A 19,340-nucleotide genomic window follows, 5' to 3' on the forward strand; every position below is an offset into this window, starting at 1 on the left:
CAAAATCCACAGTCCGGGAAAAGGCCTCCAGCTGATCGCCAAGCCCGCTCAGCCGGGCAAGCCTCTCTTCAACATCAAAGAAACCAGCCTGCTTCATGATCCATACCCCAATCAACTCGGGGGAAATGGAATCACAAAGGCACCCTCAAAACCAGAGGGTTTTTCGAACCCTCCAGATGGCGAAGAAGCGCGGGCATAGTCCCTGCAGCCTGCGGATCGGATACCGAACACCACGCTTTGTCCGCTGCCTGCGCAGGCACGCAAGGCATCAGGGCCAGAGCGACTACACATACTGACCACAAAAAACAGGCTTTCTGTCTCCGTTGACCCTCAGGCATGGTTTGTCGGACCGTCTGCAACCTGCACAAGAAGTTTGCCGAAATTCTGTCCACTCAGTTGTCCAGCCAGTGCGAGAGGGGCCTGATCCAGACCCTTTACAATCTGTTCCTTATAAACAAGAGATCCTTCCTGAACCCAGGGAGTTGCCAAAGCACGCCATTCCGCAAACCGCTCCGGCCGGTCACCGACAATGAAGCCCTCGATGCGGGCTCTGCGAAACAGCAGCATGGCCGCGCTGATCGTGGGCGCATGCGCCAGCCCGCTATAGTCGCGATCATTATAGTCAGCGACCAGACCGCAGATCGGAACCCGGGCATGATTACGTAACCGCCTGATCACAGCCTGGCCTACTGCACCCCCAACGTTCTCGTAGTAGACATCGACGCCGTCAGGACAGAGGGCGTCAAGCTGTTCGTCGAGATTTTCATGATGATTGATGCATCCATCAAATCCGGCGATTTCCGTGACCCACGCACATTTCTTCACGCCGCCCGCGATACCGATCACCCGCGCTCCTGCTCTTCTGGCTATCTGTCCGGCTGTTGCGCCTACGGGACCGGACGCCGCAGAGACAACGACCGTTTCCCCTGCCTTGGGCTGTCCGATGTCCTTCATCCCCGAATACGCGGTTGTCCCGGGCATACCGAGCACACCAAGATAGGTTGAAGGCGGCACATCATCGGGAACCCGGACCAGCCTGTCCCCGGGAGTTGCCAGCACAGTCGCCCATCCAAACGCACCGGAAACGATCTCGCCTCCACGAAAGGCTGGATGCTTCGACTGGATGACCTGTCCCACGGTTTCGCCAGGGATCATGTCGCCAACCGCCAGTCCTTCACGATAGGTCCGCCCCTCGTTGAGAATGCCCCGCATATAGGGATCGACGGAAGCAAAGAGTGTGCGTGTCAGCACCTCACCCTCCTTTATCGCAGGCCAGGGACGTTCCACTGTCGCGAAAACATCCGGCGCAATACTTCCGTCAGGACGCTTTGCCAGAACAACGGCCTCAAATGTCTTTTCGGTCATGATACTCCCCCTGACAGGTCAATGCGATTTCCGGTCCGTGTTACAACAGATGGAGGGATCGAAGAACCGTTGATTGATGTGCTTGGCCCGTGATTTTAGTTTTTGGGCGCTTTGATTGACGGTTCTTTGAGTCGGTTTTGATCTGCGTTTTGAGCGGATCGGTGGGTGTTACCCTCTGGATTGCTATGCTGCGGTACTGATCCGCTCCAGGAAGAGGAAGCGGCGCATATTGTAGACAATATTGGCCAGACCGATCCTCATGGTGGCCCGGGTGATACCGACAGTTCGGATGAATAGACCCATTTGCGATTTCTGATCGGCAAAGACGTGCTCGACGCGGGAGCGGATCACCGACTTCCCTGCATTCGATTTCTGGATATGCCGGGGCATCGGCTTGAGCTGCGGTTTTTTGCGATGAACCTTTGAGACAAAGCCCTGCTTTTCCATGAAGTCTTCATTGGCTTTTGAGCGATAAGCAGTGTCTGCCCAGACGCTTGAGGCCGTGTTGGTTTTATCCAGCAGCCCCTCTTTCAATCGCGCACCATCATTGGCGGCGGCATGCGTTGTTTTCCATTTCCGGATGAACCGGTATTTCCGATCGATAGAAATGTGCGATTTATAGCCAAAGAACGGGATGGCGAGGTCACTGGATGGCATGGTTCCATCATCCTGCCGCTTTGCCTTCGTGAACTTCAGTCGTCCATCGCGCATGACGGTCCTTGTGCGCCAGCTTTGCCGGTTTGTCCTGCCAGTTCTGTGGGATCCGTCCCTCCCGAAGATCCGCTTTCTCTGCGTTGGTGTTCCGCTGCTTTGGAGCCGCCACCAGTGTGGCATCCAGGATCTGGCCTGACATCGGCAGATAACCAGCGCTGCGCAGGATTGTATCAAAGCGATTGAACAGACCCTCGATCGCTCCCGCCTGGGTCAGACGCTCGCGAAACAGCCAGAGTGTTTTGGCATCAGGCACACGGTCCGACAGCCCCAAGCCAAGGAAACGCATGAAGGATAAGCGGTCGTTGATGAGATATTCTGTCCGCTCATCAGACAGATGGAGGGTTCGAAAAACCCCTTGGCTCTGAGCTGTTCTGTGTGATTCCATTTCTTCGGCGTTGATTGGGGATGGTGGAAGATGAAGCAGCCTGGTTTCTTTGATGTTGAAGAGCGCCTTGCTCGGCTGAGCGGGCTTGGCGATCAGCTGGAGGCCTTTTCCCGGACTGTGGATTTTGAGGTGTTCCGCCCTGATCTGGAGAAGGCTCTGGCCTATTCAGACGGAAGTAAAGGCGGACGTCCGCCGTTTGATCCGGTGCTGATGTTCAAAATTCTGGTCATCCAGACGTTGAACAATTTGTCTGATGAACGGACAGAGTATCTGATCAACGACCGCCTGTCGTTCATGCGCTTTCTGGGATTGGGGCTGTCGGACCGCGTGCCGGATGCCAAAACGGTCTGGCTGTTCCGCGAGCGTCTGACCCAGGCGGGTGCGATCGAAGGGCTGTTCAACCGCTTTGATGCGACCCTGCGCAACGCCGGGTATTTACCGATGTCAGGCCAGATCCTGGATGCCACACTGGTGGCGGCTCCAAAGCAGCGGAACACCAACGCAGAGAAAGCGGATCTTCGGGAGGGACGGATCCCACAGAACTGGCAGGACAAACCGGCAAAGCTGGCGCACAAGGACCGTCATGCGCGATGGACGACTGAAGTTCACGAAGGCAAAGCGGCAGGATGATGGAACCATGCCATCCAGTGACCTCGCCATCCCGTTCTTTGGCTATAAATCGCACATTTCTATCGATCGGAAATACCGGTTCATCCGGAAATGGAAGACGACGGATGCCGCCGCCAGTGATGGTGCGCGATTGAGAGAGGGGCTGCTGGATAAAACCAATACGGCCTCAAGCGTCTGGGCTGATACAGCGTATCGCTCAAAAGCCAATGAAGACTTCATGGAAAAGCAGGGCTTTGTCTCAAAGGTTCATCGCAAAAAACCGCAGCTCAAGCCGATGCCCCGGCATATCCAGAAATCGAATGCAGGGAAGTCGGTGATCCGCTCCCGCGTCGAGCACGTCTTTGCCGATCAGAAATCGCAAATGGGTCTATTCATCCGAACTGTCGGTATCACCCGGGCCACCATGAGGATCGGGCTGGCCAATATCGTCTATAATATGCGCCGTTTTCTCTTCCTGGAGCGGATGAACGTGAGCGCGTAGTCATCCAGCGGGAGGGCAGTCCCCGATCTGTTCAAAACGCAGATCAAAAGCTACCCCAAAAACCGTCAATCAAATCGCCAAAAGCCTGAAATCACGAGCCAAGCGCATCAACCAACGGTTCTTCGATCCCTCCACCTGCTTCGCTACAGACTGTAATGGCACGTTGAATGGCCGGACCGTCATTGGTGCGGCCATCATGCCGTGCACCATAGGTAACAGGATCACAGCGAGACGAAGCGGCATGACCGGTCATGGGCGTGCACAACAACGCCGCGACTATCCCACCTAAAATCAGCCCCGCGTCTCTCATAGAGAGGCTGCCTAAAACACAACTTTGGTCCGACTGGTTGTGTTGTTGGCCAGAAGTGCCTGTCACTTCCGCAGCCCCTTGATACCCAGCTCTTCCCACATCCAGTCGAAACTAAAAGAGGCTCCTGCCCCCTCACGCTCCAGGCCTGCTGTCGTGGCTTCAATCTGCTTCAACCAAGCCGCGACTTTCTTCTTCCCCGCCGCTGTTTTAACAGCCTGCCGCGGCGTGACATGCCCAAGCCCCGGAACAACTTCATCCAGAACACGGCGATAATGCTGCTTCAGAACAGCAGCCAAAACTTCCGCCTCTTCTTCGAGCGGGATCTCGTCTTCAAGCACCTCCCCTCGGCCAGAGGTCCGCTGTTCTTCTAAAGCCTGCTCAGCGGTCATAATCTGTGTCAGAGGGGATCCAATCAGACTTCCCAAGGCATTGCGGAGTAAAGCCGTGCCTTGCTCAGCCCGCGTTTCTGAGTTGACCTGCAATCTCAGCTGACGGCCTTTCAGTTCCAGCGTCCCCAGAACAAGACCACCATCATCCAACGTCGTGCTCAAAAACTGAGCTTTGCTGTCTCCGGCCTTAGAATGACCCTCAGGAACATGGTCCCCAGCCTGACGCGTCCAATTCCAGATCATGCGCGCCGCATGCTGCAAACAGGGTATCGTATTCAAAACCTCGGCAATGCTCTTCTGGGTGCTTCCCTTGCTGAGAGGAAAACACACGTCATGAAAGACCAGGTCTTCGCCATCGCCGTTAAACAGAACGGGTGGCTCGGAGGCGCTCACCATGTTTTCCATGGTTCTAAAGAGCCATGTCAGCGTGAAGACCGGAGCCAGATCGCGGAGCACATCTGTTTTGATCTTTGGAAACTCAGCCTGACCTCGCTTACGCTTGAGAACCTCGCGTAAATTCTCAGCCAGATCTTCGCAAGCCTGCTGAGAATACGCCAACAGACTTCCTGCCAAAACCATTTTACCATCTTCGGGAACAAGACGTGCCGCGATGCGTCCCCAGGGTTTCAGGGACTGTGTGGCTGAGCGTTCATGCACCAGAACGGGATCACCACCCCGCAACAGGTCACGCACCATCATGCTTTGACCCGGAACGATCTGCGAAACCTCATACAGGCTCATGACGGCCTCTTTGAGGCCCCGCATATAAGCGCTTTTACGTGGACCTTCTTTCCAGCCCCGTCGTTTCAGATAAACCTCAACGAAATTTTCGTTATCCCAGTCCTGTCCCAAGAAATCTTCGAAGGCACAGCCCCAGAGTGACATTGTCGCACCCTGCCCTAGGATATCTCCCAGATCTTCGAAGCTGATATCCGCCGCCTCTAAAGCCGGTCCCAGATGCTCACCCAACACTTCTTCAAAACAGGATTGCCACTGATCCTGTTTCAGATATCCGATAAGCCCTGTCAGATTGTCAGCGTTCATAAATACGACGACCTCCCCTATTTTCCTGCGGCGGAACGGCAAATACCATGTTTACCCGAGACAAAGAGAATATCGTGCATAGCGGTTTTCTCCCGTCCGATTAAGGGCACCGAGAAACACCAGATCGGCCAGATGGAGGGTTCGAAAAACCCTCTAGTTTTGAGGTCTGCTCTGTGATTCCATTTCTCGTGCGTTGATTGGGATACGGAAGATGAAACAGGCGGGATTTTTTGGTGTTGAAGAGCGGCTTGCCCGGCTGAGCGGGCTTGGCGATCAGCTCGAAGCGTTTTCCCGGACTGTGGATTTTGAGGTGTTTCGCCGGGAACTGGAGAAGGCTATTGATGCTTGTTCAGACACTCGATCACGCCCATCACGGGATCAGATCGTAAAATGACGCCGTCGCATTTTCCTGCGGCTTGCCGATGCCTCCAGAATTCTCAACTCTCACGGTCAGGACGGAAACAATGCCGACGAGCCCGTCAGTCCCCATGAAAATACGCGATCCTGTATGCGGCATGATGGTTGATCCGGCTACCAGCCGGTTCAAGAGCGAGCATAACGGGCACAGCTATTCATTCTGCAGCGCACATTGCGAGAAGAAATTTGAAGCCAATCCGGCAGCCTTCATCAAGACTGATAGCGCACCTCCCATGGTGTGGACGTGTCCCATGCACCCCGAGATCAGGGAGGCGCATCCCGGCACATGCCCCAAATGCGGCATGACGCTGGAACCTGTGAAGGAAGAGCAGGAAAAGACGGTGCCCTCCATGCGGGGCATGAACTGCCATCATGCGCCGCAACAGCCTTCCGCCGCCGGAGAGGGCAAGCCGGGGACGATCTGGACCTGCCCGATGCATCCGCAGATCCGGCAGGATCACGCAGGCAACTGCCCGCTCTGTGGCATGGCGCTGGAGCCGGAGGAGCCGACGGGAGCAGAAACAGAAAACCCCGAACTGCATGATTTCAGACATCGCCTGATCGTCTCCGTGTTTCTCGCCGTTCCACTGATGCTCATCGCCATGGGTGGCGATGTTGGTCTCCACCTTGTTCCGGGCTCATGGTCTCCCTGGGTTCGGCTTGCGCTGACCACTCCGATTGTCTGCTGGGCGGGGCTGCCTTTCTTCCAGCGTGGGCTAGCCTCACTGCGGACCGGTCACTTCAACATGTTCACGCTGATCATGTTCGGCGTCGGTGCCGCGTTTGGCTACAGTCTGGCCGCGACGCTCGCACCGGGGGCGTTTCCGGCCAGCTTCAGGATGCCCGACGGAGCCCTGCCGGTCTATTATGAGGCGGCGGGCGTGGTCGTTGCGCTGGTTCTGCTGGGACAGGTTCTGGAGCTCCGTGCACGTGCCGCCACCGGTGATGCCATCCGCGCACTGCTGGATCTCACACCAAAACAGGCTCACCGTATCGGAGAGAGCGGGCAGTCGACAGACATAGCCGTGGACGCTGTCGTGGTCGGAGACCGACTGCGGGTGCTGCCGGGAGAGTCGATCCCTGTCGACGGCAGGGTTCTCGACGGCACATCCAGCGTTGACGAAGCCATGATTACCGGAGAGCCAGCGCCCGTTGCCAAAAAGATCGGCAGCACAGTGACCGGCGGGACGATCAACGGCAATGGCAGCCTCGAAATCGAAGCGCAGGCCGTCGGCAGCGATACCATGCTGGCGCGGATCGTGAAGATGGTTGCCTCAGCCCAGCGCAGCCGCGCGCCCATTCAGGCCGTAGCCGACCGGGTGGCCGGATGGTTCGTCCCGCTGGTGCTGGCCATTTCCGTGCTGACTTTCATCGTATGGTACGTCGTCGGACCGGCTCCGCGTTTCGGGCATGCTCTTCTGAATGCCATCTCGGTGCTGATCATCGCCTGTCCCTGCGCGCTTGGACTGGCCACGCCCATGTCAATCATGGTCGGCACGGGGCGGGGTGCACGTGAGGGCGTTCTGGTCCGCAATGCCGAAGCGCTTCAGGCGCTCGACAGGGTGGATACGCTGGTTGTGGACAAGACCGGCACGCTGACGGAAGGACACCCGAAGCTCATCGCCGTGGAGGCAGCCAATGGCTGGCCGGAAAACGATGTGCTGCGTTATGCCGCCTCTGTGGAGACACGCTCACAGCACCCTCTGGCGCAGGCCATCGTGCAGGGCCTGAAAGACCGCCATGGGGAGCCTGGCGTTCTTACCCATTTCGCGTCCCAACCGGGACTGGGCGTGAGCGGCAGCGTTGAGGGCCATGCCGTCGTTGTGGGCAATGCCGAGTGTCTGAAGCAGGCCGGCGCTGATGTGTCCCCTGTCGAATCTAGCGCGACGGCGCATCGTGAAGCCGGAGCCGGGGTGATGTTTGTGGCGGTAGACGGCAGGCTTGCCGGGCTGATCGCCGTGGCGGACCCTCTCCGCGCGGATACGCGGGCCTCTCTTGCGGCGCTCCACGCCGATGGTCTGCGGATCATCATGCTCACGGGTGACAGCGAAGCGACGGCGAAGGTTGTGGCGGCGCAGGCGGGAAATATCGCGGAAGTCCATGCCGGTCTGAAGCCACAGGACAAAGCTGATATCGTCAAACACCTGACGGCGCAGGGCGCACATGTCGCGATGACGGGCGATGGCGTGAACGATGCTCCAGCTCTTGCGGCCGCATCCGTCGGGATCGCGATGGGAACCGGCACCGACGTGGCAATCGAAAGCGCCGGGATCACTCTGGCGCATGGCAGTCTGGAAGCACTGGTCCGGGCGAGGCGGCTCGCCCATGCGACCATGCGCAACATCCGGCAGAACCTGGCTTTCTCTTTCCTGTTCAACGGGATCGGCATTCCAATCGCCGCCGGTGTGCTCTACCCGATCTGCGGACTTCTTCTTTCCCCGGTTATCGGCGGCGCGGCCATGGCTCTGTCGTCCGTGACGGTTGTGACCAACGCGCTTCGGCTTGGTCGGGGGAAAGACTGAGCCTAGCGTTTTTTGGCCGCGGCGCGGGTGCGTAATGCCTGATAAATCGGCGCTTCACCCATGCCGTCGGCCACGAACATCGCGGCAAAACTGCCCGAAAGCAGCGGAAGCAGCAGGCTGGGCGTATTGGTCATTTCCGTCACGAGAATGATCCCGGTCAAAGGTGCCCGTACCGCTCCCGCAAACATCGCCGCCATACCGACCACAACAAAGGGTGTGGTCCGCCCCGCCAGCGTGGGCGCCAGAACATGGGCCAGATCTCCGCAGCCCAGGCCCGCCAGAGCACCCAGAGCCAGCATGGGAGCGAAGAGGCCACCCGGCGTTGCTGCGGCATATGAAATCGAGCCAAAGACCAGACGCAGGACATACAGTCCTGGCAGGACTGTCCAGATCAGCGTGCCGTCGATGGCGCTTTGCGTGATCCAGTCGCCTCCACCGGCAAGGTGAGGTGTAAGCCAGACGATCAACCCACCGATAGCGCCAATAACCGCAGCCCGGATTTCCACGCTGGCATTCATCCGTTCAGCCAGCCGTAACGTGGCCAGAACTGTCCGGTTATAAACGACCGAGAGCAGGCCAACCGCAAGCCCCGTCAGCAAGAACAGCAACTGCGTTGAAACGCTGATGACCATGGGACTGTCGGCCACCCCGAAATCAGGATCACCGCCCAGCAACGCGCGGGCGACAAGAATGGCGGACACGGAAGCGCCGAGTGCGGAACAGGCGGTTCGCGCTTCGAATTTGCCGACCAGTTCTTCCAGAACAAAGATCGCACCAGCGCCCGGCGCATTGAAGGCCGTCGCCAGTCCAGCTCCGGCGCCAGCCGCCAGCAATGACCGGCAATCCGCCGGTCCCAGCCGTAACAGCCGACCGATCGTATTGGCGGCCGTCGCGCCCATCTGCACACTCGGCCCCTCACGCCCCAGCGCCAGTCCCCCGCCGATGGCCAGCAATCCTCCGATGAACTTGACCGGGATCAGGCCGATGGAAGCAGGTGTTGCAAGTCCGGCCAGAACGGCCTCGACATGAGGGATCCCGCTTCCAGAAGCCAGAGGTGCCAGTCGCCTGACCATCCAGGCCGCGATGAAAGCCGTTATACTGCCGATCGCAATCATCATCAGACCGGCGGGAAACGGGTGCGGGGCATCAAGCACCAGCGCCGTTCTCAAGCCCGCTGCATGTTCCAGTAACAGCCGGAATGTTCCACAGACTGCTCCGACAACGACACCTGTCAGGATGGACAGGAGGGAGAGCACAGTGAGGCCGCTAGGCGGCTGGATCATCACCGCTTGCTGTGTTTCCTGACTATGAGTGGTATCTGACATCACCGTCTTGCCGGATTATCATCGTTGCAAACCCGACGATTATAATGGGCTCTCCTTGGAGACTGATAAAAGTTTAGCATCTTTGCTCCTGTGCCGATAACAACATCAGATCGGTGTCAAAGCATGCGAAATCGCCTGGACAGGCTTCAGTCCGTGACCAAAGCGGGCGATAGCTGCGCGATCCTTCTCCAGCGCCCCATAAGGTAGATACCGGACTTTCAGATCGGCAATCCTGCTGAAGGCCGGTCGCTTCAACTGTTCGCGCACATCGGCTTCCCGCTTGTCTGGAGCAACAAGGAACAGTCCTTCCAGAGCCTGCGCCTCCGACCCAAGAGCAAGATCCAGCATGCGCACGATGCCTGAATAGATGGTCGTTGAATGCTCGACCTCAAAGGCGGCAACAATCCTGTGGCTGTCCCGGTCCAACCACAGGACATCGATCAGACGCACGGATTCTGCTCCCTGCGTTTCCGTCGTGAAGCCTGGCAAAACCGACAGGCAGCCGTCCCCCAGCTTGCCGTCCTGCCATGGGCGACTGCGATCATTGGCCGCAATCCAGACATCGTAACCCAGAGAATGCCCCAGATCGCGAAGCCAGCCCTGAATTTCGGTATGGGTGTGATCCGTTTCCCGCTCCGCGGCGAGGATTCGGACCTCTTTTGCGCTCTGCTCCCTCACCTGGTGAAGATCGGCTTCCCAGAGTTTTCGCGCTGTTTCGTCATCCTCAAGAGGCGGCGCTGTATAGCGTCCGCTTCCGAGATCAAACAGCAGTCCTCCGATAGCGCCCAGATCATTGGACAGCAGCGAACGATAAGTCGCATTCAGCTTCAGGATGCCCTGCCGCATGGCAAGATATTCCTCCCAACGCCCCAGCTTCACCTTTGATCCGGTCAGGGCATTATAGCCCTTCACGATCGCCGTATTGAAAGGCGGCATGATTGTGGGGTGCAGGAAATACAGCAGATTGGCGACGGCTGGCCCCAGTCCCTTTATCTTGCGGGCATCAATCGCATGAATGGCCGAGACCACATGCTCTTCGGTATTGCAGCACAGACAGGTATCAAGAAGCCGCCCGAATGCTTTCTGGTTGGCAGAGTTTTCGTAGATATCGGGAATGCGTAGCTTCGGCTTCCACAAGAAAGCGTGATCCGCTCCCTTGAATATCTGACGCTGCTCAGCAATCGAATGAACAACCGTTTCCAGCGAAGAGCCACGATAGACAACCCCGAATGTGCCACCGGCAATCTCGGCAACGACCTGCTGCAGACCGCGACGAATAGACCGGAAGTTCTTGAGGCGCTCATCCCATAAAAACCAGCTCTGATAGGTGCCTGCCGAATCGGCCCGCCAGCGGAAAATGAGGTCTCGAATAAGGTCGGTCATCAGTCCAGAAACTACAATTATATTCGCTCTTGACACTGGTTGTAACAGCAACTCACGTCAATGCGGATAATCGCAAGGCTTGGCGAGGTTAAGGTCCTCACGTCCGCTTTCCGGAAAGTCGAATAGCTCCGCTTGTGACCGAGATGAAGGCGTAAGCAGACCTACTGCTTACGCCTCATGTCAGACGTATCAAACCCTGTTTCTTTGTCCAGAAAGCGGACAGTCGGAAACATAAAAATTCTCGGTTCTTAGCTCGTTGTAGGCTATCGTTATTCCTGCATCCCCTCCCATAGCCCACCCTGCTTCACGATAGCGGCAATAACGGCACGCAACAGCGAGTTATCGTTCAGCATCTGTTTGCCCATCTTTTCATGCGCCTCCATCAGTTCGATGGTCGCATTCAGCCCCTCTTCCTGAAGATCAGGTGAGTTGGCGAACTGATCCTTTGTGTTGGCTTTTGCCTGCTCCCGCAGTTTTTCTGATTCTGCTAGCTTGGTTTCCAGTCCTGTGACAAACGCCACCTTGTCACCATCCGTCAGATCGCCTTGGAACAGATCATTGATCGCCTCAATGATGCGGGAAAGCTGCACCTTCACTTTGTTCTGCGGTTGCCCCGAACCGGCTTCCTTTATCGGCTCCAGCCCATCACCGGCTTCGTTCTTCAGTCCAAGCTTCTGCTTGCCAAGGTCCTTCATACGGTGATGCGTCAGACGCAAAGTCGTGGTGTCGATGGTCTCACGCTCACGGTCGAACTTCAGCAGCGGCCAGAGCATTTTCGCGAACAGGTACAGTTTTTCATAATCCGGATTGCCGTAGTTCAGCATCTGACTGAAAAACTCATACATCCGCACGTAAGATGCCAGATCACTCCGGAACTGAACCAGTCCGTCAATGCGCTCCTTCGCTTCCTTCCATTCCTGTGAGCCTTCCGGTTCGTCCTGAATGATTTTCCGCGCCTCACGATAGCGGCCCAGCACACGAGAACTGACCGGCACAATGGCCGCATCAAGCTGCTGCTGTGACGCTTTGGGGTTTGCGAGGATATGAGCCACCCGATCCACTTCAGGCTGATCGTACAGCCCGGCATCGTCCAGTTTGTGGCGCAGGTTCACCACACAGTTCGGATCACTGAGATCTGCTAGTTCGGCCTTCGTGTAATATTGCTGGAAAGCCTTGAGGATGTCTTCGGGATCATTCTCGAAGTCGACCACGAAGGTCATGTCCTTGCCCGGATAGCAGCGGTTCAGGCGCGAAAGCGTCTGGACAGCCTGAATCCCGCCGAGCTTACGATCCACATACATGCCGCATAGCAATGGCTGATCGAAACCCGTCTGGAACTTGTTCGCCACGATCAGAATCCGCCATGGATCTTCGGCAAAGACTTCCCTCAGGTCGCGCCCTTTGAGTGCCGGGTTGATATTGCTTTCCGTAAAGGGCTCCGGGCCACTTTCTGGGTCATCCACTTCGCCCGAGAATGCTGCAAGAAGCCCGAATGGATAATGCTTTTCCTTCACGTAGCGATCCATGGCGAGCTTCCAGCGCACGGCCTCCTTGCGGCTGGCCGTTACGACCATGGCTCGTGCCTTGCCACCAAGGAGAGGCTGCACATTTTGGCGGAAATGCTCCACCACAATCTGCACGCGCGCGGCGATGTTGGTGGGATGCAGGCGCACCCACTTCATCAGCGCTTTCTTTGCCTCCGAAGCCTCGACTTCCTTGTTATCCAGAATCTGTCCGTTCTGGCTCAGGCGAAACGCCTGTTTCCAGGACACATAATTCTGCAACACATCAAGGATGAATTCTTCCTCGATAGCCTGCCGCATGGAATAGACATGGAACGCCTCAGGCTTGTTGTCCTCGCCCTTGGGCAGACCCGGATGCGGCAACCGCCCGAACAGTTCCAGCGTTTTGGCCTTTGGCGTAGCCGTGAAAGCAATAAAAGAAATTCCCGCGTCTGCCGCAGTCCGCTGCGCCATTTCCGCCGCCAGCAGGTCTTCCGTGCTGATCTCCCCACCATCCGCAAGTTCCGCCAGTTCACCAGATGAAAGAGCTGCCTTGAGTTTGCTGGCCGATGTCCCGGTCTGCGAGGAATGGGCTTCATCTGCGATCACCGCGAAATGCTTGCCCTCGGTCGCCGCAAGCTGACGGATTTCCTCCAGCGCGAAGGGAAAGGTCTGAATCGTGCAGATGATGATTTTCTTGCCAGCATGCAGAGCCGCCGCAAGCTCCTGACTCTTGCTGCCCCCATTGCCGGAGATCGACGCCACCACGCCGCGCGTGCGCTCGAAACTTTCGATGGTTTCCGAAAGCTGCCGGTCCAGAACCGTCCGGTCCGACACCACAATGACAGTATCGAACAGCTTGTGATTGTGCGCGTCATGCAGATCGGACAGAAAATGCGCCGTCCACGCGATGGAGTTTGTCTTGCCCGACCCGGCAGAGTGCTGGATCAGATAACGCTGCCCCGGCCCCTCCTTCAGAATGGTGGAGACCAGCAGCCGTGTGGCGGCAAGCTGATGATAGCGCGGAAAGATCCAGCCCGTGATCTTCCCCCTCTTTTTTGCCGGAATGATGTAACGGCCAAGAATATCCAGCCATGAATCTGGCTGCCATACCTCCCGCCACAGATACGCCGTAGTGCCGGGATTGCCTGCACCACCATCGTTCCCCTGATTGAACGGCAGGAAGCGGCTGTGCGCGCCATCCAGATGGGTGCACATCATCACGTCACTGTTGCTGACAGCAAAATGCACGACCGCACCACCCGGCACCGAAAGCAGCGGCTCAGCAGGCTTGCCGGGCGGCTTCGGTAGTCGGTCGGTGCAATACTGCTCCACCGCATCCTGAACTGACTGAGTGTAGTTTGATTTCAGCTCAGCGGTCGCAACCGGAACGCCATTCAGAAACAGAACAAGATCCAGCTCATTGCCGTTACTGGCCGAATAACGCACCTGCCGCACAACGCGCAGGCGATTGGCGTCATAACGATACTGCAAATGCGGATTCATCGTCAGGGCCGGACGGAACTGACAGATCTTCAGCGTTTTTGTCAGCCCGATAATGTCCAGACCATCTCGCAGGACGATGAGCGCACCCCGCGTGTTCAGCGCGTCTCGCACACGCTGGCATAAAACTGCACCAGCCGAGGCCCCATGCGTTTTCTCCAGCGTCTCCCACGCATCCGGCTCGCATTCGCGCACCCACGCCAGCAGATCTTCGGGAAACAGGGCCTGCGCCACGTCATACTGCGCGGCAGAGCCATCCTCATAGAGCCAGCCGGAGCGTCCGAGATAATCGCAGATTTCGGATTCCAGATGGTGCTCCTTGTGAAGATCGGTCATTCACCGGTGCCTTTTTCTGTTACGGCATCAAGCTGATGCGCCTGCCAATCCCGGAACGAAATGTCCGGGTTGCTCTCCAGCTTCCACGCCGCAGGGCCACTTACGGAATGACCGAATACAACCGCAGCGGCTGCACTCGGGCTTTTGAAAGCATAATCCTTTGTGAAGACCCGGTGCGTCCCTGCCATCTGCAGAATGCCAGACCGTACCAGTTCGTCATGCAGCGGCTTATAGGAACCAGCCTGTGCGCTGTCCTCTCTCTGCCAGTCACTCCGGGCCTGCGATCCGGCCTCAACAATAAATTCGCCGTCCTGAAAAACAGCTTTTGCCGTCAGATCAATGCGCGGCTTGTGCAAGACAAACCGAACAGTCTCCGGCGCCGCATCGGTCCTCTCTCCTTCCGACGCTTCAAAGACCGGAACAGACCGCGATGACCCCGCCGGACGGCTGCGCTGGATGAACATATCCACCCGAATAGCTGGCAGTACCACCATCAGACTGGCAAGAAACGCCTCCATCTTGGCAATATCCGCCTCCGTCAAACTCGGTAGCTTTGGAGAATTGCCGTTATGTAGCGGCGTATGTCCGATCTCACGCGCCATGACGATCAGCCGCGCTTCCAGATACTTTACATGCGCCTTGTTCAGCCGGTTCGCGCTGGCGGAGACCAGAACAGCGGTCTCCCACCAGTCCTTGTCACTCGCCGCCGCGTGCTGTTTCAGCCTGACACCAAGATCTTCGGCTTCCCCAATATAGGCGAAGTCCTGCCCGTCCTTCTCGCCCAGCAGCAGATAGACCCCGGCGTAACTGGCCTCCTCCCGTCTGAGCGCTTCGGTCAGGCGCGTGCGAGGCGTGACGAACACATGTCCCGTCCAGTTGAAGAGTTCAGCGGTGATCATACCGTCCGGATGACCATCGATATAGAAAAGCTCCAGCGAGCGGCCTTTGGTGTCGATCATGCTGCGATGGCCTTGCTCTGAGCCCGAACGTCGATCTTACCTGTGACGGCAGCGGAGATGAGAGCGGCGCGGCGTTCTTTAAGGAGAGTGATTTGTCTCTGCACCTCTCTCTCTGTTGATGTTAATTTCATTTCTTTTTTCTTAATAAAATTCAATATCATTATTTGTTCATCAAAAGGAGGCATCACATAAGAAAAATTATATAAATCAGATATTCTGAAAGACGGCTGCATATGATCAGGGATCAAACTTCGCTCATAATCAAATAACGGCATGAATGCATAATACGAATATTCAGGAATAATATTATTTTTTGGAAAAATTATCATGCAGTTCTGAGAGAGACTAAACTTTCCGCACAAGAATTTTAATGACATGGCTTTAGCACCAACTGTCGTTGAAAAAATAACACCATTATCAAAATCAAATTCATAAGAATTTATGGATGCCATAACTCCGTTATTTTCCGTTTGACCACTGTAAACGGGGAAATCACCAGAAATTTCAGAACAATATTCTTTTGTTAGGAGTTGTCCATTTTTCCCTTTCTCTGCTGTAAAATCATGAGAAACCTTTTTAACTTCCCACCCTTCCGGCACCATCCCGATCCACGGGATGCCTGAGTCCTTCATGGAGGCGTTGGGGTTCAGGCCTTTTGTGACGGCGTGGGAGATGACGGCCTGCCGCTTTTCCGCAAGGAGGGCAATCAGCCGTTCCTGTTCGGCAATCAAGGCGTCAATCTTCCCGCACTCACGGTCCAGAAAGCTGGCTATTGCCTGCTGTTCTGGAAGTGGGGGGAGAATAACTGGCATTCTGGAATGTGTTTCTGGATCTAAGTCCCATTGATTAGGGCGAACACCTTTAGATATAGAATAATAGTACGATATGTATAAATCACACCTAAGCAAATAATGAATAAATTTTCCAAAATTATTGCTAATTGAAGAAAAAACGAAATAGGCAGGGCTTACTATGCCTTCGAAATTGGATACAGCACAAGAACCTTGCCACGCTTTCATCTTGTTAATTACAAGATCATTTTTTTTTACAAGCTGGTACGCCGCCAGATCATCGGATGGCTTATTGAAATTATCATCGCGACTACTTTTTGGTATCACACCGTAGTCTCTATAAACAGAAAGCAGCTCCTTTTCTGCATGATCATTACGCTTTACACGTCGAAACAAAGTCCAAAATGGTTTAATACTCCACCCAACTGGAATCTCCCCGATCCACTCAACCCCGCTATCTTTATAAGCTGGATATTTCGGAAAACTCATACCGAAAGCTCCCCAAGCATCGCCATGATTTTCGTAGTCACCTCTTTCAGATCCGCATCAATCTCCGCAAGCGGACGCGGCGGCTCGAACACATAGAAATATCTGTTGAACGGAATTTCGTAGCCGATCCTTGTCTTGTCCTCGTCAATCCACGCATCCGGCGCATGGGGCAGGACTTCGCGCTTGAAATAAACACGTGTGTCCTCATCCAGCGGCACGTTTTCCGTATCGCGCAGGCTGCTGTCGGGCATGGGCTTGCCCTTCGCCTTGCCACGCTGGCCGAAGACGATGTTGCCATCCTCATCACGCTGCGGGCGCTCCACGGTGATGGTCTGATAACCAAACTCCTCGTTCCGGAAGATGCGGCTCAGCGGTGCGAGCCTGACCTTGCCACCTTCGGGGGCTTCCGGTGGTTCCGCGCCCTTCATCACAACCTCACGCGTCTGCGTGCCATCTGTGGCGGTGATAGTGGCAAGCTGCGCCTCCTGCGCGTCCCGGAACAGGCGCGTGACGAGGGTAATGTCGTCCTCCCCCATTTCCTTGCGCTTGGAGCCGAGGCTTTTGCGCATTTTCTGCCAGAAGGACGAAGCGTCGATCAGTTGCACCTTGCCCTTGCGATTCTTTGGCTTGCGATTGGTGAGCACCCAGACATAGGTGGCGATGCCGGTGTTGAAGAACATATCAGTCGGCAGCGCGATGATGGCTTCGACCAGAACGAAGCGGCGGATTTCGGACTCGCCGGAACCGGCAGCGCCCGTGAACAGGGGCGAGCCGTTCAGGACGATGCCAAAGCGCGCGCCGCCGTCCTTCGCGGGACGCATCTTGTGGACGAGATGGAGCAGGAACAGCATGGAGCCGTCCGAGATGCGTGGCAGGCCGGGGCCGAAGCGCCCGTCATAACCGAGCTTTTCATGCTCGGCCCGAACGGCTTTCTCGACTTTCTTCCACTCCACGCCAAAAGGCGGGTTGGAGAGCATGTAATCGAATTTGTGGTTCGCCAGTTCGTCATCGGAGAGTGTGTTGCCGAGGCAAATGTTGCTGACATCCTGATTGCGGATCAGCATGTCGGCCTTACAGATGGCGTAGGATTCCGGATTCAGTTCCTGCCCGAACATGGTCAGACGGGCGTCCGGATTGTGGTCGAGCAGGAACTCTTCCGCGACGGAGAGCATACCCCCGGTGCCCGCCGTCGGGTCGTAGATGGTGCGGACGGCGGCGTTGCCGGGGGTCAGCAGACTGTCATCCTCGGCAAAGATCAGGTTCACCATCAGCCTGATGACTTCGCGCGGGGTGAAGTGCTCACCGGCCGTCTCATTGGAAGCTTCCGAGAACTTGCGGATCAGTTCCTCGAACACCTGCCCCATCTGGTGGTTATCGACGGTTTTATCGCTAAGGTCGAAGCTGACGAATTTTTCGAGCACCAGATAGAGCAGGTTGGCCTTTGCCAGACGGTCTGTCTGTTCGGTGAAGCGGAAGTGGTCGAAGATGTCACGGGCGGCGGGTGAAAAGGCGTTGATATAGGCGGAGAGGTTCTGGGTCAGGTTATCCGGATCGCCCAGCACGCCTTTCAGAGTGAAGTCGGACGTATTCACGAACTTCAGACCGGCGGCTTTCTCCATGAAAGGCATGGCGTCGATGCTTTTACTCTCCCACTTCTCCTTTTCCTTCAGCACCTTGTCACGGGTTGGGGCCAGCACGGCATCAAGGCGGCGCAGAACGGTAAAGGGCAGGATGACCCGACCGTATTCTGCTGGTCTGAAGTCACCGCGCAGAAGATCGGCGACCTGCCAGATCATGAAGGACAGGGAGGCGGTCCGGGAGGGCGTGCTCATGAGAAAATCTGGTCCGATATCGAAAGTGTGGAATCACTAGTTTTGAAAATGTTGCCGGAGCCAGATCGCGAACGCATCTTCCTCCATTGCGCCAGACGCAAGAGCTACCATGGCTTCGACAGCTTCCGGAGCGCCGACCTGCACACGAATGCCGTTCAGCCGCAGGAAAAGGACGCAGCAACTCCAGGCTGTCCGCTTGTTGGCGTCGTTGAAGGGATGATTGCGAGCAATGCCATAAGCGTAGGCAGCAGCCAGAGTCGCGGTGTCCGGCGGATCGGATTCCGCATAGTGCCAGCGGTTTTCTGCGCGGGCCAACGCGCTGTGCAGCAGATCTTCGCTTTTGAGCCCGTGGGTTCCGCCGTATTCCCTCAGAGCCTGATCATGCATGAACAGCACTACATCAGGCTCCAGAAACTCAGGCGTATCGTCCATCAGCGCTTAGCCAGTTCCTGCAGAACGTCAGCTTGGTCACGCAGTGTCTCGCGCGCCATCTGCATCTGGCGTTCAAGCTTGAGATTGCGTTTCACGAGCTTGATTCCGTCGGCCATTTCGACCAGCGTGAGTTCCTGTCCGACCTCCAGACCAAGGCGAATACGTGTTTCCGCCGGAAGGGTAACACCGACAGAATTGCCCTGTTTGCGAACGACAACCGTTTCCATGAGCTCAGCTCCGTATTACGAACGGTAATACGTAACAGAACTTACTTAGGAGCGGCAAGCAAAATATCGAGTTGTCACTGCGTCAGCTATGACGCTCATCCACCCAAAACCGGACCTTCCGCTTCCCCCCCTTAGCGGACTTTCATTGCCTCATCTGCCCATAGGGCAATCTCACTTGCGGAGGGATTTTCAAGGTTCTCCGCTGCCTCAGCAGCGCTCGCTGCAAGACGATGCACCGTTACTGTCCAGGGGGCGTCTTCCGCTTCGTTCGGGAGGGCGGCGTTGATATACGCGCAGGCATCCA

12 protein-coding genes and 3 pseudogenes are annotated in these 19,340 nt (G+C 56.4%); 3 read left to right on the forward strand and 12 right to left on the reverse strand.

The window, feature by feature from the left end; genetic code table 11:
- Positions 1-330: 330 nt before the first annotated feature.
- Together ABF859_RS13690 and ABF859_RS13695 are read right to left on the reverse strand one after the other, a co-directional pair.
- Positions 331-1,365, reverse strand: coding sequence for an NADP-dependent oxidoreductase (locus ABF859_RS13690; RefSeq protein ID WP_061487388.1), 1,035 nt, complete (start codon positions 1,363-1,365; stop codon positions 331-333).
- A 183-nt stretch (positions 1,366-1,548) separates the two neighbouring features.
- Positions 1,549-2,431 (reverse strand): annotated as a pseudogene (locus ABF859_RS13695) (IS5 family transposase); the annotation flags it as partial.
- 63 nt (positions 2,432-2,494) lie between these two features.
- Here ABF859_RS13695 and ABF859_RS13700 point away from each other — a divergent pair.
- Positions 2,495-3,575 (forward strand): annotated as a pseudogene (locus ABF859_RS13700) (IS5 family transposase).
- Between the two features lie 91 nt (positions 3,576-3,666).
- On the opposite strand, the gene ABF859_RS13705 reads toward ABF859_RS13700, so the two are convergent.
- Both ABF859_RS13705 and ABF859_RS13710 read right to left on the reverse strand, forming a co-directional pair.
- The gene (locus tag ABF859_RS13705; RefSeq protein WP_415528263.1) at positions 3,667-3,828 is read right to left on the reverse strand and encodes a hypothetical protein; all 162 of its coding nucleotides are present in this window, start codon (positions 3,826-3,828) and stop codon (positions 3,667-3,669) included.
- Positions 3,829-3,947: 119 nt separating this feature from the next.
- Positions 3,948-5,318 (reverse strand): hypothetical protein, encoded by a 1,371-nt coding sequence (locus tag ABF859_RS13710; RefSeq protein WP_415528264.1) that lies wholly within the window; start codon positions 5,316-5,318, stop codon positions 3,948-3,950.
- 211 nt (positions 5,319-5,529) lie between these two features.
- On the opposite strand from ABF859_RS13710, the pseudogene ABF859_RS13715 reads away from it, so the two are divergent.
- Positions 5,530-5,706 (forward strand): annotated as a pseudogene (locus ABF859_RS13715) (IS5/IS1182 family transposase); the annotation flags it as partial.
- A 100-nt stretch (positions 5,707-5,806) separates the two neighbouring features.
- Positions 5,807-8,257 (forward strand): heavy metal translocating P-type ATPase, encoded by a 2,451-nt coding sequence (locus ABF859_RS13720; RefSeq protein WP_415528265.1) that lies wholly within the window; start codon positions 5,807-5,809, stop codon positions 8,255-8,257.
- Positions 8,258-8,259: 2 nt separating this feature from the next.
- Here ABF859_RS13720 and ABF859_RS13725 read toward each other — a convergent pair whose 3' ends face one another.
- From ABF859_RS13725 to ABF859_RS13760, 8 genes are all read right to left on the reverse strand, one after another.
- Positions 8,260-9,540, reverse strand: a complete 1,281-nt coding sequence (locus ABF859_RS13725) for a chloride channel protein (RefSeq protein ID WP_415528266.1) — start codon at positions 9,538-9,540, stop codon at positions 8,260-8,262.
- 147 nt (positions 9,541-9,687) lie between these two features.
- Complete coding sequence (locus ABF859_RS13730; protein ID WP_415528267.1) at positions 9,688-10,965, reverse strand: type II restriction endonuclease; 1,278 nt, start codon at positions 10,963-10,965, stop codon at positions 9,688-9,690.
- Positions 10,966-11,234: 269 nt separating this feature from the next.
- Positions 11,235-14,306, reverse strand: a complete 3,072-nt coding sequence (locus ABF859_RS13735; RefSeq protein ID WP_415528268.1) for a type I restriction endonuclease subunit R — start codon at positions 14,304-14,306, stop codon at positions 11,235-11,237.
- Positions 14,303-15,265, reverse strand: a complete 963-nt coding sequence (locus ABF859_RS13740; RefSeq protein WP_415528269.1) for a GIY-YIG nuclease family protein — start codon at positions 15,263-15,265, stop codon at positions 14,303-14,305. The genes ABF859_RS13735 and ABF859_RS13740 overlap by 4 nt, the downstream gene beginning before the upstream one ends.
- Positions 15,262-16,545: a restriction endonuclease subunit S gene (locus ABF859_RS13745; RefSeq protein ID WP_415528270.1), complete on the reverse strand. Its 1,284-nt coding sequence runs from the start codon at positions 16,543-16,545 to the stop codon at positions 15,262-15,264. The genes ABF859_RS13740 and ABF859_RS13745 overlap by 4 nt, the downstream gene beginning before the upstream one ends.
- The gene (locus tag ABF859_RS13750) at positions 16,542-18,341 is read right to left on the reverse strand and encodes a type I restriction-modification system subunit M (RefSeq protein WP_415528273.1); all 1,800 of its coding nucleotides are present in this window, start codon (positions 18,339-18,341) and stop codon (positions 16,542-16,544) included. The genes ABF859_RS13745 and ABF859_RS13750 overlap by 4 nt, the downstream gene beginning before the upstream one ends.
- 72 nt (positions 18,342-18,413) lie before the next feature.
- Positions 18,414-18,809, reverse strand: coding sequence for a type II toxin-antitoxin system death-on-curing family toxin (locus tag ABF859_RS13755; protein WP_415528271.1), 396 nt, complete (start codon positions 18,807-18,809; stop codon positions 18,414-18,416).
- Positions 18,809-19,036 carry an AbrB/MazE/SpoVT family DNA-binding domain-containing protein gene (locus ABF859_RS13760; RefSeq protein WP_415528272.1) on the reverse strand — a complete coding sequence of 76 codons (228 nt, stop codon included), beginning with the start codon at positions 19,034-19,036 and terminating at the stop codon, positions 18,809-18,811. Before ABF859_RS13760 ends, ABF859_RS13755 begins: the two co-directional genes overlap by 1 nt.
- Positions 19,037-19,340: the final 304 nt, after the last annotated feature.

Source organism: Gluconobacter sp. (assembly GCF_047722525.1).
Taxonomy (GTDB): domain Bacteria; phylum Pseudomonadota; class Alphaproteobacteria; order Acetobacterales; family Acetobacteraceae; genus Gluconobacter.